Annotated in this window: 21 protein-coding genes and 2 tRNA genes; 10 read left to right on the plus strand and 13 right to left on the minus strand. The window is 56.7% G+C overall.

Going from position 1 to position 15047, the window contains the following annotated elements; translation table 11 throughout:
* Nucleotides 1-12 precede the first annotated feature (12 nt).
* Both MKZ87_RS02080 and MKZ87_RS02085 read left to right on the plus strand, forming a co-directional pair.
* Nucleotides 13-86 (plus strand) — tRNA-Cys (locus MKZ87_RS02080).
* A gap of 195 nt (nucleotides 87-281) precedes the next feature.
* Nucleotides 282-368 (plus strand) — tRNA-Leu (locus MKZ87_RS02085).
* Between the two features lie 93 nt (nucleotides 369-461).
* Here MKZ87_RS02085 and MKZ87_RS02090 read toward each other — a convergent pair.
* The 10 genes from MKZ87_RS02090 to MKZ87_RS02135 all read right to left on the minus strand — a co-directional run bounded on the left by MKZ87_RS02090 (nucleotide 462) and on the right by MKZ87_RS02135 (nucleotide 5709).
* Complete coding sequence (locus MKZ87_RS02090; RefSeq protein WP_266200167.1) at nucleotides 462-1493, minus strand: site-specific integrase; 1032 nt, start codon at nucleotides 1491-1493, stop codon at nucleotides 462-464.
* Nucleotides 1494-1700, minus strand: a complete 207-nt coding sequence (locus MKZ87_RS02095; protein ID WP_266200168.1) for a DUF4224 domain-containing protein — start codon at nucleotides 1698-1700, stop codon at nucleotides 1494-1496. It lies immediately after the preceding gene.
* A 12-nt stretch (nucleotides 1701-1712) separates the two neighbouring features.
* A complete protein-coding gene (locus tag MKZ87_RS02100; RefSeq protein ID WP_266200169.1) occupies nucleotides 1713-2465 on the minus strand; it encodes a DNA cytosine methyltransferase in 753 nt (250 codons plus the stop codon).
* The gene (locus MKZ87_RS02105) at nucleotides 2462-2929 is read right to left on the minus strand and encodes a hypothetical protein (RefSeq protein ID WP_266200170.1); all 468 of its coding nucleotides are present in this window, start codon (nucleotides 2927-2929) and stop codon (nucleotides 2462-2464) included. The genes MKZ87_RS02100 and MKZ87_RS02105 overlap by 4 nt, the downstream gene beginning before the upstream one ends.
* Nucleotides 2930-2952: 23 nt before the next feature.
* Nucleotides 2953-3303: a pyocin activator PrtN family protein gene (locus MKZ87_RS02110; RefSeq protein WP_266200171.1), complete on the minus strand. Its 351-nt coding sequence runs from the start codon at nucleotides 3301-3303 to the stop codon at nucleotides 2953-2955.
* Nucleotides 3300-3521: a helix-turn-helix transcriptional regulator gene (locus tag MKZ87_RS02115; RefSeq protein WP_266200287.1), complete on the minus strand. Its 222-nt coding sequence runs from the start codon at nucleotides 3519-3521 to the stop codon at nucleotides 3300-3302. The genes MKZ87_RS02110 and MKZ87_RS02115 overlap by 4 nt, the downstream gene beginning before the upstream one ends.
* A gap of 311 nt (nucleotides 3522-3832) precedes the next feature.
* Nucleotides 3833-4114: a phage antirepressor KilAC domain-containing protein gene (locus tag MKZ87_RS02120; RefSeq protein WP_266200172.1), complete on the minus strand. Its 282-nt coding sequence runs from the start codon at nucleotides 4112-4114 to the stop codon at nucleotides 3833-3835.
* Between the two features lie 9 nt (nucleotides 4115-4123).
* Nucleotides 4124-4714 (minus strand): hypothetical protein, encoded by a 591-nt coding sequence (locus MKZ87_RS02125; protein WP_266200173.1) that lies wholly within the window; start codon nucleotides 4712-4714, stop codon nucleotides 4124-4126.
* Nucleotides 4711-4890 (minus strand): hypothetical protein, encoded by a 180-nt coding sequence (locus MKZ87_RS02130; protein ID WP_266200174.1) that lies wholly within the window; start codon nucleotides 4888-4890, stop codon nucleotides 4711-4713. The genes MKZ87_RS02125 and MKZ87_RS02130 overlap by 4 nt, the downstream gene beginning before the upstream one ends.
* A 96-nt stretch (nucleotides 4891-4986) precedes the next feature.
* Entirely contained in the window at nucleotides 4987-5709 is a 723-nt protein-coding gene (locus MKZ87_RS02135; protein ID WP_266200175.1) for a LexA family protein, read from the minus strand.
* Nucleotides 5710-5785: 76 nt separating this feature from the next.
* On the opposite strand from MKZ87_RS02135, the gene MKZ87_RS02140 reads away from it, so the two are divergent.
* The 8 genes from MKZ87_RS02140 to MKZ87_RS02175 all read left to right on the plus strand — a co-directional run bounded on the left by MKZ87_RS02140 (nucleotide 5786) and on the right by MKZ87_RS02175 (nucleotide 11880).
* Complete coding sequence (locus MKZ87_RS02140; protein WP_266200176.1) at nucleotides 5786-6043, plus strand: hypothetical protein; 258 nt, start codon at nucleotides 5786-5788, stop codon at nucleotides 6041-6043.
* A 318-nt stretch (nucleotides 6044-6361) separates the two neighbouring features.
* Complete coding sequence (locus MKZ87_RS02145; protein WP_009049401.1) at nucleotides 6362-6880, plus strand: phage regulatory CII family protein; 519 nt, start codon at nucleotides 6362-6364, stop codon at nucleotides 6878-6880.
* Nucleotides 6873-7097, plus strand: a complete 225-nt coding sequence (locus MKZ87_RS02150; RefSeq protein WP_116254822.1) for a TraR/DksA family transcriptional regulator — start codon at nucleotides 6873-6875, stop codon at nucleotides 7095-7097. Before MKZ87_RS02145 ends, MKZ87_RS02150 begins: the two co-directional genes overlap by 8 nt.
* The gene (locus tag MKZ87_RS02155) at nucleotides 7087-9306 is read left to right on the plus strand and encodes a VapE domain-containing protein (RefSeq protein ID WP_266200177.1); all 2220 of its coding nucleotides are present in this window, start codon (nucleotides 7087-7089) and stop codon (nucleotides 9304-9306) included. Before MKZ87_RS02150 ends, MKZ87_RS02155 begins: the two co-directional genes overlap by 11 nt.
* Nucleotides 9299-9658, plus strand: a complete 360-nt coding sequence (locus tag MKZ87_RS02160) for a hypothetical protein (RefSeq protein WP_266200178.1) — start codon at nucleotides 9299-9301, stop codon at nucleotides 9656-9658. The genes MKZ87_RS02155 and MKZ87_RS02160 overlap by 8 nt, the downstream gene beginning before the upstream one ends.
* A gap of 539 nt (nucleotides 9659-10197) precedes the next feature.
* A complete protein-coding gene (locus tag MKZ87_RS02165) occupies nucleotides 10198-10530 on the plus strand; it encodes a phage holin family protein (protein ID WP_008080174.1) in 333 nt (110 codons plus the stop codon).
* A 295-nt stretch (nucleotides 10531-10825) separates the two neighbouring features.
* Nucleotides 10826-11062, plus strand: coding sequence for a hypothetical protein (locus MKZ87_RS02170; protein WP_146038469.1), 237 nt, complete (start codon nucleotides 10826-10828; stop codon nucleotides 11060-11062).
* 227 nt (nucleotides 11063-11289) lie between these two features.
* Complete coding sequence (locus tag MKZ87_RS02175; protein ID WP_266200179.1) at nucleotides 11290-11880, plus strand: terminase small subunit; 591 nt, start codon at nucleotides 11290-11292, stop codon at nucleotides 11878-11880.
* A 660-nt stretch (nucleotides 11881-12540) separates the two neighbouring features.
* Here MKZ87_RS02175 and MKZ87_RS02180 read toward each other — a convergent pair.
* From MKZ87_RS02180 to MKZ87_RS02190, 3 genes are read right to left on the minus strand one after another with little or no spacing between them, the layout of a single operon-like run.
* On the minus strand, nucleotides 12541-13215 hold the full coding sequence (locus tag MKZ87_RS02180) for an anti-sigma factor (RefSeq protein WP_266200180.1): 675 nt from the start codon (nucleotides 13213-13215) through the stop codon (nucleotides 12541-12543).
* Entirely contained in the window at nucleotides 13212-13847 is a 636-nt protein-coding gene (locus tag MKZ87_RS02185; RefSeq protein ID WP_416383535.1) for a sigma-70 family RNA polymerase sigma factor, read from the minus strand. Before MKZ87_RS02185 ends, MKZ87_RS02180 begins: the two co-directional genes overlap by 4 nt.
* Nucleotides 13848-13902: 55 nt before the next feature.
* The gene (locus MKZ87_RS02190) at nucleotides 13903-14496 is read right to left on the minus strand and encodes a fasciclin domain-containing protein (protein ID WP_266200181.1); all 594 of its coding nucleotides are present in this window, start codon (nucleotides 14494-14496) and stop codon (nucleotides 13903-13905) included.
* Nucleotides 14497-15047: the final 551 nt, after the last annotated feature.

The raw sequence follows: 15047 nt of genomic DNA on the forward strand, positions 1-15047 counted from the left end.
CAAATGTTTTGAGGCCGAGTAGCAAAATGGTTATGCAGCGGATTGCAAATCCGCCTACGCCGGTTCGATTCCGACCTCGGCCTCCACTATAAACAAGCTCCGTAGATCCATGATTTACGGAGCTTTTTTATTTGCGTTGCACTGAAAGATTTAGTCTTTGAAACGACAACTGCAAACTTGCTTCACCGGGAAGTGATGTATATATTTCCCCCTCTGTCACCGATGCACAGTTCCTGTCAGGACTGTGAATCGTCATCAGAATAAAGCAACACCGCGCTACCGCCCGAATGGCGAAACTGGTAGACGCATGGGACTTAAAATCCCCCGCTCGTAAGGGCGTGCCGGTTCGATTCCGGCTTCGGGCACCATGAATATCAAGGGCTTGCATGACATATCTCATGCAAGCCCTTAGTTCTTTTTTCCGCAATCAAAAAATCTTTTCCGCAATTCGTGACCGTGAGTCACTTCGTAGGGGTAACTTTCATCCCCTTCCGCATACGGATGTACTGTTCTGTCATCCCGACGGTGGTGTGTCCGAGTTGGTCCCGAGCTTCTCTAATGCTCCCTGTTGACTCCTCCTTATCCGTGGCCGCTTTTGCTCGTAGGTCGCGCATCTGAAATTCTGCTTTTGGAATACCGGCTGCTTCCCTGGCGTCATCGAACCTTTTTCTGAGCATGCTGGTCGTCATCGGCTGCCCTGAGTCGATTACTACTAGGCGTGTTGATCTGATTTTGTGTCCTGCCTTTCGCGCCATGATTCGATCGATTACGACTTTGAGCTCACCAATGATTTCAATCCTTCGTTTAGCCCCAGTTTTGCCCTGCTGGACGGAGAGTTTTCCGTCCTTTATGTCGCGCTCATCCATCTTCAATGTGTCAGCGACCCTCTGACCTGTTAGATAGAACAGGTCCAAAGCATCTCTTAATGGTTGATCGGCATGCTGGTAGGCTCTGGCAAGGACGTCGTCTTCAACATATATGTCGCGACCGGTTTCTTTATTACCCTTCACGCCTGAGCAAGGATTTGCCAAGGATGTGTAGCCATTCTCGCGAGCAAAGTTCCAAATGGAGCTGAGTAACGCTTTTTCCCGATTTGCACGAACAGGAGCTGTCTTACCGCGATGACGAAGGTACTGGCTGACATGCTTCGGTTCGATTGCTTCTAGAGGGGCCGGAGGGTCGTTGAAGAACAGGAGAAGATTTTTCAGTTCGCGCGCGTTGTCCTTCTGGGTGGCATGGGCTTTCGTGGGAACCACCTCATTCATATAAAGCTCGGCCACGTACGCGAAGGTAAGGACGGTTTGTGTCAGAGCTTGAGACACGCGGCTTTTTTCGAGCTTTGCGTACTCTAAAATGGCTAGGCCGTAATCTGTACCCAGCGGGATTTCCTTGCGTGGTTTCCCGCCAATATCGTATAGGTAATAGGTAGTGTTGCCGCGTTTTCTCTCGCGCAGCCGAGGAATGCTCCCCGGCTTTGTTGGTCTTCGTCCCATTTATCCCACCAGGCGCGGCTGCCACGTTGGAGTTTCTGGCGCAGTGGTAGTTGCTCCTGTCAGCGCCGATGCAATCACGCAAGGCCAGCCATTGCGCTTGATGGTGTGACGAATGCCATTGCGCTTCAGTACCGTAATCTGACCGACTTTAGTTTTAGCTCCGGTCAGCTCGCAGACCTGCTCATGACTAAGAAATTGAATGCTCATGCTGCCTCCTTGCTAACTAATACTGAGCGCTTCGAATGCGCTTGCTGCCACGACTGGAACCTGTCCGTTGCCAATGGCCTTAAGTCGGTCCACCCGATGGGCCACCCCATCAGCCACTCGGCCCATTCCGGGTTCAGATGACCACCATCTAATGCCATCACGGCGTGATCCAGGCGATCGTTCGAGCGGTCGGCCCCGGATCGGCGAGTCAGTGCGGCGGGGGAGGATCCCTTTGCCATGCTCGCTACCGGTGTTGGCCAGCGTCTGGCGTGTGTCTTCTGCGATGAGCCAGATCCGGTCCCGCTGATGAGGCGCGCCGAGGTCAGCTGCTCCGATAACACCCCATCGCGCGTCATACCCCATTTCGGCAAGGTCACCGAGCACGACGGCAAGTCCTCTTCCCACAAGCAATGGTGAGTTCTCCAGGTCGACGTAGCGCGGTCGTACCTCATCGGTAATTCGTGCCATCTGCCGCCACAGTCCTGAGCGTTCTCCGGCGATACCGAGGCCGTTGCCTGCGACCGAGATGTCCTGACAAGGAAATCCTCCCGAAACCACGTCAACAAGGCCTCGCCATGGTCGTCCGTCAAAACTGCACACGTCAGACCAAATCGGGAAAGGCGGGAGCAGTCCATCGGTTTGTCGTTGCGCCAGTATTTGTGCGGCGTAGGCATCACGCTCAACGGCGCAGACCGTGCGCCAGCCGAGGAGGTGGCCGCCGAGTATTCCGCCACCAGCGCCTGCGAAAAGAGCCAGCTCATTCACGCAGCCTCCACGATGACTTTCTCGGCGCTTGAGTGTGGTTGTCCGGCCAGGCTGCCCTCGATTTCTGGTTGTAATTTCGCAGCCATCGCAAGCACCTGTTCGCGTAGGGACCGGGCATCGCGCTCGAGTTTCTTGCCGGTACGAAAGGCGCTGAAGGTTTCGGCGGCGATCCGTAGCAGCGCGCCGATGGCGATCAACGTCTGGTGCTCGGCCGGGCCGAACAGCGGACCTGCTTCAAGTCGTTTACAGGTGTGTGCCAGACGCGTGTGATCGGCCCGGATGAACTGCAGGGAGGTTTGAAGCTCACGGATGGTTTTGGCACTCGCGGCGCGCTGGATGTCTTCACCCTCGCGCCGACCTGTCTCCAGACCATCACTGCGGCCCATGATGTAACCGCCCCAAAGCAACAGGGCGGCCAGAACTATCAGGATGACGAGTGCACCGATTTGTATTGGGGTCATCATGTGGTGTGCTCCTGGGGTTGTCGTTAGCTGGTGGTGACAGCCGTCAGTGGTGTGGGGGCAACACGGCATTTGCCGTCCTGCTGCCGCTGCATGTCTTCATCAGCCTTGTAGGCGCGGATGTCGATCAGCGAGGCGACGTGGCGGATGTGCGCGTATTTCAGGGCCTTGCGGCTGGTGTCCAGCGTGGTGATCGGAAGCTGGATCCGGCCGCTGTTGATCTCCGTCACGAACGACTGTTCGTTGAGATTGCGAAAGTACTGCTCGCGGACTTTTTCCAGCGGGATCAGGACGTCCCCGAAGATGCGGTAAAGTAGTTCGACGGTTGCTGCTTCAGGCGCAGGGATGAGGCGCAACTCGCTCTGATTGGCGGTCATGCTCTGGTCTCTTTTCGAGATTCATATTCACAGCGAAATGCCAGCCGAGAACGAGCCCATTGCTGTACTTCTGCAAGTACCCATGCTACGGGCGCGCCCTTTGCGGTTGCTGCTGATAGCTTTACAGGGCGAGGAAAGTCATGGTCTGGGTCGCTTAAGAACTTATAGAGAGTTGAGCGTGCTAATCCGACGATCTTCGATACTTCTTCAATCCGAATTAACGTCGCAGCTGGATTCGGAGTGACTGTGACTTCGCCTGGAGCTAGCGGGGTGCCGCCTGCGGCTTCAGCAGCCAGATTGAGTACGTTTCTTACGTTTTGAGGTGTCCGATCTGCATGAGGCAATATCAGTAAAGACTTCAAGAGGTAATCAAGAAGGTCGTTGTTCATCATTCTTTTTCCTTTTCGGATGATTCCAGGCGTTCAGGCAGTGGCGTCTCGTGAGCTCGCGCAGATGTTCAGGTACTTCGAGGAGCGCGGTGTTGCGCTCCTCGCGTGTGCGCATGGCAACGATCTGGCGGGCGTATTCCCTAGGCCACGTCACGGCGGTCTGCCGGGATGGCGGGTAGATCGATGTCCAGCTGGTTGGCTAACCAGTGGATGCCGGCTTGCATGACGCGGGTCGACTGGCTGTACTGCATTCCGTATTTCTCGTCATACCAAGGGCTGTCCTTGACTCGCAGGTACGCTTTGTCGCGCTTCGGGTCCGCCGGCAGGTTTCCCTTGAGCAAACCTTTTTCCCGCATGAGAGCGATCAGTTTGGGACGAGTGAGGCCGAGTCGTGCGGCTGCTTGGGCGAGGGTGCGTTCCATATTGCCCTCCTATGCTGCGTGCGCAGCTGGAGTGGCTGCTGCAGCAAGATGGTTAATGGACTCAATGACCTTTGCGTAGATCTCGGCATCGGAGTCGTACAAAGTGAAGCAGCGCGTATGCGGGCTCTTGTTGCCGATGCTCAAGATGGCGGTGATGCCGGGGCGCGAATGGGTGCGATGCAGCGCCACATGCAGGGGAAGTTCAAAACCCATGTCGAGGCTCAGCACGCCACCAGTGCGCACCATTTCGAATACGCGCTGCTTATCCTGGACCTCAAAACGGCCATATTGACGATCGGTATGCGGGAGATGCACCAGGTCGCTGGAGTTGCTAGCGTCGAACGGACCGTTGGTAATCTCTTCAATAAAGTCGGCCAGTTTGAGGTGCATCTTCTTGTCGTTTGGCAGGGTCAGCGTGTGGCGTTCGCTGCCTAGTTCGACGACAAAAGTGCTTTCCACTGTGCCGCGCTCAGCCTTAAGACGGAATGCCAGGCATTCACGCTTCGGTGCTGTGCGCAGGACGTGGTTGAAGGTCTCGGTCAGGTTGACCTGGGCGTTGAGCAACTGCAGGGTGCGGTTATCGATCTTGTACTTGCTCATGCCGCGTGCCCTCCACCGTTCGGATCGATAGGAGAGGGTTGGCAGGTCTTGGCGACAAGCTTGGGTTTACTGTTATGAATAATGACCAGACAGCCCGTGGTGTGCTGCAGCTGTTCGATCAGTTTGCGATTGCTGACACATGCCGGATGGACATGCAAGGTTGCGGTGGTGCGCATAGGTATTGCCTCGCTCTGTGGTAAAGAGTGAGGCAAATATCAACCAGTGGTTAAATTAAGTCAACAACCATCAGGTGAAAATGTGGGGTTGAGTATTCACTCAGGAGTGAATGAGCCAACGATTTTTCCGCAAATTTGCATATCATCCGTCATTTCAATGATGGGGTATTGCGGGTTGATAGGTTTCAAGTAGTGCTTTCCGGCATCCTTAACGAGCACCTTGAACGTGGCTTCGTTGCTACTCGGCAAAGAAGCGATCACTCGATCACCGTTGTTCACGGCGAGATCGGGGTCGACAAATATAATGCATCCCTCAGGATAGCTGCGACCTGGGCCAGTATTTGTCATTGAGTCTCCAACAACGCGAAGCGCATACCCTGATCTGCTGATATTCACAGGGCAGGGCACCCACTGTTCGGCATGGAGCAGTTCGACGGTGGGAGCAATTTCGCACCAAGCTCCAGCTTGAACCCATGAAATCAGCGGCACTTTGTTCATGCTTGAAGTCAAGGCAATAACGTTCTCGTCCTGCGCTACTTGCTGATTGCCTGCTTCATGAGGAAAAACTGGCATGACCCCATGCTCAAGCCACTCTCTGCGCACGCCCAGCCAAGCGGATAGTGCCGTCAAACTATCGATTTCAGGAATAGCCGCCCCGTTGAGCCATTTGCTAACGGCTTGCGCGGTCTTAACCACGCCCTTGGAGCTGAGCTGTTTGATGATGTCTGCCCCTCGGCCACGCTGGCGAACACCATTGGCGTCCAGTGCAGTATTAAGCCGCTCGGCAAACATAAGTCTTTCGGATTCTTTATCAATCATAGGTTGATAGTCACATAATGATTGCTAATCTGTCAGTTGAACATTATTATCAACCGACAGTTGAAAGGAGGCATTCATGCTTAAACCACAGAATTTCCCCAATGCCATTGCCTTCGCCTTTGAGGCTGTAGGCGGTATTGGAGCAGCAGCACGTGTGTGTGGACGCAGTTATCAAGCACTCAACAAGTGGAGGCTAGCAGCTTCGTTACCACGCACCGATTACACAGGTGAAACGGAATACGCGAAATTGCTTGCTGCTGCTGCTCGAGAAAAAGGAAACCCATTCGACGCCGATTGGCTGCTTGGGAAATCTGCGCCGCAGAAAGCTGCATAGAAAAAAGGCGACCCAAGGGTCGCCCAGTTCCTCCCGATAGCATCACCACAATGCTATCGGGTCGCGATGTCAGAAGGCGAGCACACCACATGCCGCCGACCTCATCGCGTTTCCAAGGCTCGGAAGCCTTGGTGTTGCTGCCGTTCTTACCACAGAGCTGGCAGCTGTTGCGCCAGGGGGGAACAACGGATTGTTCGCCCCGGCACGGTGCCGGTGTTGGTCTTACGAACCTAGCCGGCTTTGGGCCTCTCCAGACCACGCGGCAAATGTATCACCAACTTCTGTCGCGCGGCACTGGCAACTTTTAGGATTAATGCCATGAGCCGTATCGCTCTCAGTTCTCTGGAACGGGCGCAGCGGGAAATCCTGCCGCTCGATTTAGCGCTGTATCACGCCGCTCGCGATTACCCGGGCGGCGCCGCTGCTATCGCTGCTACAACCGGTCGCAACCCGACCACGTTGCAGCACAAGCTGTCGCCGACCCACCCGAGTCACTCCATCAACATTCAGGAGTTTGGCGAGATCCTCGAACTGACCAAGGATCGCCGCATTCTGGATGCGGTGCATGCGCTGGTCGGCGATACGATCTGGCAGGAGCTGGCCGACACCTACACTAACGACATGCCCGAGACCCTTACCACGGGTATCGCCGAATACTTCCGCCAAGTCGCGGATCTGGCCGAGACCTGGGCCAAGAGCATCGGCGACGGTGTGGTGACTGATCAGGAACTGGCAGCGATTCGCCTGCAGGTGTTCCGAGGCATTCAAGGGCTGCTCGGGTTGTTCAACCGCGCCACCTACGTCAACCAGACGACGCGAGGTGCTGACCGTGGCTGACATCGCCGATTTCGCCAACGATCTGGTGCAGGAACGCATCGATCAGGCCATGGCGGCGCGCAGCGCTGCCAAAGCCGAAAGCGCTGCCCATTCCTTGCTGTTCTGTGAAGCGTGTGACGATCCGATTCCGGAAGCCCGGCGCTTGGCCTCACCGGGTTGCTCGCAGTGCATCAGTTGCCAGTCCCTTTCTGAGCGGGGGATTCAGCATGCTCGATGAGGTTTTGGGGCAATTCGCCGATTACGGTCTGGAGCCAGCGCAACCGCTGGTGTTCGGCAAGCTGACCCGCTGCAAGACATCGCAGGACAAGGGCAAGGAAAAGAACGGCTGGTACGTGATCCACGAACAGCTTACGGAGAAGGGCGACACGCTGATCTTCGGCGCTTTCGGTGACTGGCGTTCGGGCGAGACGCAGAAGATCAAGGTCAAGGCCGGTCGCATGTCCCCCGAAGAGCGCGAAGTGATGCGCGCTCGCCAGGAAGAAGCCAAACGCCGTGCCTCCGAAATCGCGAATAACGCTGCGCGGCGGGCCGCGAAAAGGGCGCAGGGTTTGTTCGAGCGCATGCCGACCACCGGGCGCAGCGATTACCTGGACCGCAAACAGATCGTTGGCATCAACGTGCGTTACGCGCCGCGCACCGGTGCCGTGCTGGTCCCAATGAAGAACGCCCGTGATCAGATCATGGGCCTTCAGGTGATCTTCCCGAATAAGCAGGAAGACGCCGGCCGCGACAAATCCTACTGGCCCTACGGCATGGCGAAGGAGGGCACCTTCCACCTGCTCGGTCCGCATCCGGTACCGGGCGAACCGGTGCTGGTCTGTGAGGGTTACGCTACCGGCGCCAGCCTGCACATGGCGACGTCGCTCGCCGTGGCTGTGGCCTTCGATGCGGGCAACCTGTTGGCCGTGTGCAAGGTCATGCGTGAGCGTTTTGCCGGTTGCCCGCTGATCATCTGCCGCGATGACGACTGGAAGACCACCAAGCCCAACGGCGATGCCTGGAACCCGGGCGAGGAGAAAGCGAGCAACGCCGCGCTGATCGTCGGTGCCCAGGTCGTGGCGCCGATCTTCTCGGTCGAGCGTCACGACAAGTGGACCGACTTCAACGACCTGCACGTCGCCGAAGGCCTCGACGCGGTACGCCGCCAAGTCCTCGCTGTAGTGCGTCCACCGGCGGCTGGTGGCTGGAAAGATCAACTGGCCCGCAGCGAAAGCGGGGCACTGATTGCGCACATGCAGAACGTCGAACTGATCCTCGCTCACGACGAGCGCTGGGCCGGGGTGATCAGCTACTGCGCCTTCAGCTCGAAGATCGTCAAGTTGCGTGCGGCGCCCTATGGCGGCGGTACCGGCGAGTGGGCCGACATCGATGATGTGCGCGTCATGAAGTGGCTCGCGCAGCAGTACAACCTGCGCGTGAAGTCCTCGCACGTGATCGAGGCCGTCAGCGTCGTGGCCCACGACCACGCCTTTCACCCGGTGCGCGAGTACCTGAAAAAACTGGAATGGGATCGTGTGCCGCGCCTGGAGCGTTGGTTGACGGATGTCATGGGGGTGAAGGCAACCGACTACACCTCCAAGGTCGGCAAGCGCTGGATGATCTCGGCCGTGGCGCGGGTGATGAAGCCCGGCTGTAAAGCTGACTCGGTGATGATCCTCGAAGGCGTACAAGGCGCCGGTAAGTCGACCGCGATGAGCGTGCTCGGCGGTGAGTGGTTCATGGACACGCCGTTTGCCCTCGGTGACAAGGACGGCTTCCAGGCGATTCGCGGTAAGTGGATCGTCGAGCTGGGCGAACTGGACAGCTTCAACAAGGCCGAGAGCACCAAGGCCAAGCAGTTCTTCTCCGCGTCGACCGACACCTACCGCGAAAGCTATGGCCGCAGAACCCTGGACGTGCCACGCCAGTGTGTGTTCGTCGGTACCACCAACCAGGACGAGTATCTCAAGGACGCCACCGGCAACCGCCGCTATTGGCCGGTGGCCTGTACCAAGGTCGACGTGGCGTTGCTGCGCGAGATCCGCGACCAACTGTGGGCCGAAGCGATGTTCTGTTTTGAGGCCGGCGATCTCTGGTGGGTAACGCGAGAGGAGGCGCCGATGTTCAGCGAGGAACAGGACGAACGCTTTGTGGTGGACGAATGGGAAACGCCCATCCTGACCTGGCTCGAAGAGTCGCAGATCGGCGAAACCACCACCGGCAGTGAAGTGATGAGTCAGGCGCTCAAGCTCGATCCGGGGCATTGGGGCAAACCCGAGCAGATGCGCGTGGGGGCGATTCTGCATCGACTGGGGTGGCGACGGTTCCGTTTGGGCGCCTTGAGCAAGAGCGGCCAGCGGCCTTGGGCTTACAAGAAACCGGAGGGTTGGGGCAGGGCGCCTGCGCTGGAGCAACCTGAGTTTGAGGAGCCGTGCTTCGATGATTAAAGCGATCGACATGGCCCTCAAGCAATGGGCGCAGGAGCTGCACAGCGATGAGGTCGCCGCCGGTTATTCGGGCGGCAACATGGTCGCGATGATGATGGAGAGCGGTGGTCAGCTCGTTCGCGGCAGGCGTGGGAGCAGGGTGCCCTTGGAAGCCTCACTGGACATCGAGCGCATCGTCAAGAAACGCCTCGATCCGGAGTTGATGACGGTGGTGCGGGTGCATTACTTCCAGCCCGATGCGCCTCTGGCTGCACGCCTTGCGAACAGCGGCTGCACACGCAATCTCTACTACCAGCGCCTGCATGACGCCCACATCGTGGTCGAGCACTTCCTCCTGGGGGAAGCGGCTTGATCGTGGGCATTCCTCTGGCTCACGCCGTCCCACCGGCCTGCCTCCGGCCCACTGCTTTTTGCAGTGGTGGGACGGGCGCAGGCCGCGTCGTTGTTGGGCTGTCCCACCGTCCCACCTTTTTCATGCCTCCCGCACGTGTGTGCGTAGCGGGTACAGGTACGCGCGTTTACGCGCACGCGTGCTTTTTAATTTTCTCTCTATACACGAGAAAAGAGAGATAAAAGTAGGACGGTGGGGAAAAGCCCCAATCTGCGGGTCTTTCAGACGTCCCACCTTGTTTTGGAGAGGTGGGACGCATGGGACGCCACCGAAACAACAGAAGCAAAAGCCAGCCGGGTTGAGATATTCACCGACATTCGCCAGCCGTTCACCGGACGTAAGCCACACATTCACCGGATGGCATTAAACCGGTCTTGCTGCCACCAGAATCGACCTGTAAAAAGGGGCCATCTTCGATGGGTGCGACCGCAAAGCGCGGCAGGCCACCCACCACCTGACCCGGCCATTGAGCCGGGTCTTTTTGTTTAAGGGGCAGGGCAATGACGAACGAGCAACAGGCACTGGCAGAGATGCCGATCTGGTTGGTGATTGCCCTGTCGTTGGTTGGCGGCGTGTCCGGCGAGATGTGGCGCGCTGACAAGGATGGGGCACGAGGCTGGGCGTTACTGCGCCGGCTAGCACTTCGGTCCGGTGCCTGCATCGTTTGCGGCGTGTCGGCGATGATGTTGCTGTTCGGCGCGGGGCTGTCGATCTGGACAGCCGGCGCCCTGGGTTGCCTGACCGCGATGGCCGGCGCGGATGTCGCCATCGGCTTGTACGAGCGCTGGGTGGCCAAGCGGCTGGACCTGAGCGAGGCCGAGCCGAAGGCATGACCTGGGCAGGCCGGGTAGGGGGGGGCAGATTTCACGGGTCCTCCCTGAGGGCCGCCCCCTACACGGGTTAGCGAACTCGCGGCATCTCTCTAGCTGAAACTTTTGCAGGGATGTCCGTCTTTGCAAACACGGGTGTTTGTAGGAAAGGAAATAACCATCGGCAGATGTATAGGTTTTTTAAATATGGGGACTCAATCACTGTTTGGGTGGTCAAGATTGATATAGGGTAAGGACAGGCGTTGTACCAATAATCGGTTCGGGGCCTGTTCAAAAGCCCGATCTAGAGCCCTCAACGATGCCCATTATCAAATCAGTCGCACTGGCTAAAGCGCGATCCAATTTTGACCTTTTTGCTGAAGCCGTAGACGAGCGTGATCTGGAGACGCTGTTCAGAGGCGCTATTGGCTACTGCCGAGCTCTGCAAAGGAATGGAGTCATCAGCGAAGATGAACTCGCGCAGCTTCTGGATGAAGCTGACCAGGTACGTGATCGTTGGTTCGGTCCGCGCAGATCTACCGCGAAGCAAAGATAAATCACCAACTCCCGCCAGAAACCAAAGCCGGCGGATCTCCGTGCACCGCTCTTGGCGCAACGCCCTCGTCGCGATCGGAATCAGCCAGAACTCGCCGGGGACCCTGAGGACTTTCAAAGGACACGGGGTCGGAAACCCGCGGGAACTTGTTAGTGGGTGGGTTGGAAAGTTAGTTGACCCCAGTTGACGGGTTGACCAGTTGACCGGGCTTGGAAATAGGAGACTTCATGGCATTTTTAACACGTAAGGAATACGGTGAGCTCAAGGGGTGGTCCAAGCAGTACATCAGTAAGTTGATACTCAATAATCGGCTGGTGCTGGATGAGGCGGGACGGATTGACGTCGAGGCTAGCGAACAGAATCTGGAGACGACGCGGGATCCGAGCAAGGCCGGCGTCAGCGCTCGACACCAGCAGGAACGGCTCCAGCGTGACGTCTACAGCCACGTCACTTCAAAATCCGAACCGACTAACACGGCTGCGCCGACGCCCGCTGATTCGGCCCAGGGTCACTCACCGGACTTTCAGAAAGCACGAGCGCATCGCGAGCACTACTTGGCGCGCATGGCGGAGATGGAGTTTCGCAAAGCGCAGGGAGAGCTGGTGGAAGTCAGCTTTGTGCAGAAGGCTGCGTATGAAACGGCGCGATCGCTCAATCAATCGCTGATGAGCCTGTCGCCACAGTTGGCGCCTCAGCTGGCTGCGCTGTCAGACCCATGGGAAGTGGAGCGACAGCTGACCGCTGCGCTGCGCCAACGGCTTAACGAAGCCGCTCAAGTGTCCAGTGACGACTTCGGATTTGCATTGAGTGAATGCTAGAAGTATCTGTGGACCTATCCCGTGACAACGACGTCAAGAAGCTGGCCATCTGGCCGTCTGCTTTCGGTCATGAGCTGCCATTGGTGCCCCGCAGAATTGCCATTAGTAGCAAGTCTAAAAACTGCTTTAGGCCGTAGAAGGCGGTCAGATCTGTGACCTACGGATAGGGTGTTGGCTATCCTCGGAGCGGCTATCTATAGCGGCACGCAAATCATTCCAAGGCTTAAGTTCATTATCTGCGCTAGGGCATTTAGGCATATGTGCAAAATTGGTAGCGCCATCTGCTTCTGCTTGCCCAGCTCCGCAGGCCCTGCAAACAACCATTCCTTTGTTTAGAGCCCATTTTTTACTCCATGAAACGAGCAGTTCGGAGGTAGACATCAAAGACACCGGAGTAATTGTACAAAAATAAAATTCTGTACAATTATTCTGATTCCTCCTCCTGAAATGTCAACCCGTTGTCTACATTTTCCAGTTGGCCGATTGCAGGCCGCGGTAATAGGTGGCAACAAGCCAATGGTGAACGCTCACAAAACGACCACTACCGGCCAGAAGCTGCCGTTAACTATTCATGAGTTTGCTGAACCGGCTTCGCTCTCTGGACGCGCGTCAGTGAACTACTTTAATCACGAAAAGATTCAACGACCTGTCGCCACGCAGTTACAGCACCGAAAGCACGCCCTTATACAGAACCGGACCTGTTGGCTGTCCTGTTGGCGATCCACCCTCGGGTTCAAGACTGATGGCCAACGTGATGGACTCACGAATAAGTGCTTTCTGCGCACTGCCCAACTTGATCTTCCCATCCCCGCCTGAGGGTATCACTCCAAGCGAAACGGGCTTGCCATCTGAAGGAATAACCCACATTTCCAAACTACGGTTCTTTTCAATCGTTGCGAAAGCCAGCGGCCTGATTTTTAGATAATTCTCGTGCGCTTCAATGCTCATCCACGACTGTGCATCGGCACTACGCAACGTGGCGCCGTAGCGCGCTTCGTCACGGTTGTAGATAACGCCCAGTGTTACTGCTGCTACCAACGAACATGCTGCAATCGTCACCCGCAGCCAGCTCCAGAATGGCTGCCTCAAAGTGACCTGCGGTGTTTGCGGATCTATTCGTGCCGTGACTCCGCGCCATACTCGATCCGGTACAGGTTGTTCAGCCAGAAGCTCAGTAAGGCTCATGAGGCTGTCCTGCCATTGCGCGAGCTCCGCGCGAAGTTGCGAGTCTTCGAGTAACAGCTGCTCAAAGCGCCGGCACGCGGTTGGCGGCATCAAACCGATCGCATAGTCGGCAGCAAGCGCACGACGCAGACTTGGAGTTTGGTAGTTCATGACTCAAGGCACCTGCGCAAACGCTCCATGCCTCGGCGGATCCAAGACTTTACCGACCCAAGCGGCGCCGACAGTTGCTCGGCCAGCTCTGAACAGGAAAGTCCCTCAAAATAAGCAATGGTGATCGATTGGCGTTGCATCCCTTCGAGTCTATCCAGGCACCGATTCAATGAAGTGGTTTCACGGGAGCTGTTCAACTGATCATGTACCGAGGGGCTGTCGTCGACCAGCATCTGCGCGTCGAGATCACTCAGCGGACGTTCGCGATGCTTTCGCAATTGGTCGATGGCCTGGTTTCGCGTGATGTTGATCATCCATGTCATCGGTGCCGACAGGTTCGATTGGTAGCGTGAAGCATTGTTCCAAATACGCACAAAACTTTCCTGCAGCACCTCTTCAGCCAGATCCGCGCGTCCCATGAATCGCAGAGCCACGCCATGCAGACGCGGACTCACGCTACGATATAGCGCTTCAAAAGCACCTCGATCGCCGAGGGAACACTGGGCTAGAAGGTGTTTGAGTTGGTCAGTGTCGGCGATGGGAATAGCCTTTCTCCAAACGATTCGGTCGTGAGGTCCTACAATTCGATTGCAGCCAGAGGTTAGCCCACGGCGCGCGGTTGTTCCATTCACGGGTGGGCTCCTCAGAGGTCTCGCCGGTCCTGCTGAAATCGACCGGCGACTCCGGTCAACTTTTCGGCATGAGGACTTTGTCTATGACCTGTATCACACCGTTCGACTGGTACACGTCATAGGTGCTGATGTCAGCGACGTCGCCCTTCTCGTCCTTGATGGTGATGTTGTGTGGTCCATTCATCATTGCCCACAGCTTGCCGCCCGAAACGGTGGTCAATTCGGTTTTACCACCGCCGGCCTTGATCTTTTCAGAAAGAGTGGCCATGTCCAGCTTGCCGCTCACAACGTGGTAAGTAAGGATCTTGCTGAGGGTTGCCTTGTTTTCCGGCTTGAGCAACGTATCGACGGTTCCGGCGGGCAGGGCTGTAAAGGCTGAGTTGACCGGTGCGAATACGGTGAAAGGCCCCTTTCCCTTGAGGGTGTCGACCAGGCCAGCAGCTTTGACAGCGGCGACCAGGGTAGTGTGATCCGCGGAATTTACTGCGTTATCGATGATGTCCTTGCTGGGCAACATGCTTTGACCGCCCACCATTACGCTGTCGTGGCTCATCGATGCAGCCTGTGCACCATTGAGCATTAAGCTGGTACCGGCCGCCAAGGTCAGAAGGCCCGCAATCAATGGAGTTTTGATCGAAATGCGTTTCATCGTGATGATCCTTTTTGAGGAAAATCGGGCAGGAAATTCTGTCCGTGCTTGATATACGTGGCTGCGTTCGCAATGGATGCAGCAGCGCGTATTTTTTTCGCAGGATTTGAGATTGGCCGGTTCAGCGACCGCTGCTACTTGAGCAAGGTGGCCGTATACCAGTTACCGGGCGGTTTTTTTTGAGCGCTACGTTTGGCGATGGCTACTCGTTACGAATGGCGGCAATCGGCCAAAAGCGGACGTCCTGGAGCGACCGCTGTCGGCCAAAAACGGACATTCGTGCCAGCAATTCAAAGGCGCGAATTTTAGCTAACTCACTCTGGCTCCAATGTTCCTCCCAGGGCAGGAATTCATTAGCAACCGTCCCATGGGCGCCTGCCCACTACAAGGTTCATTTTCTGATTGTGCGCTTGCTAGCCACGGCTTCCGCTCCCTTTCGTCCTAATGGGTCAGTCAAGAGATTTCGTGCACGTATCACACGCTGCGGTTAGGTTCAGGGGAGATCTAGGACGTGATAAGAATTTAAGAGCCTAGATAAAATAACGAAACTC

This window comes from Pseudomonas sp. MCal1 (assembly GCF_026341415.1).
Lineage (GTDB): Bacteria > Pseudomonadota > Gammaproteobacteria > Pseudomonadales > Pseudomonadaceae > Aquipseudomonas.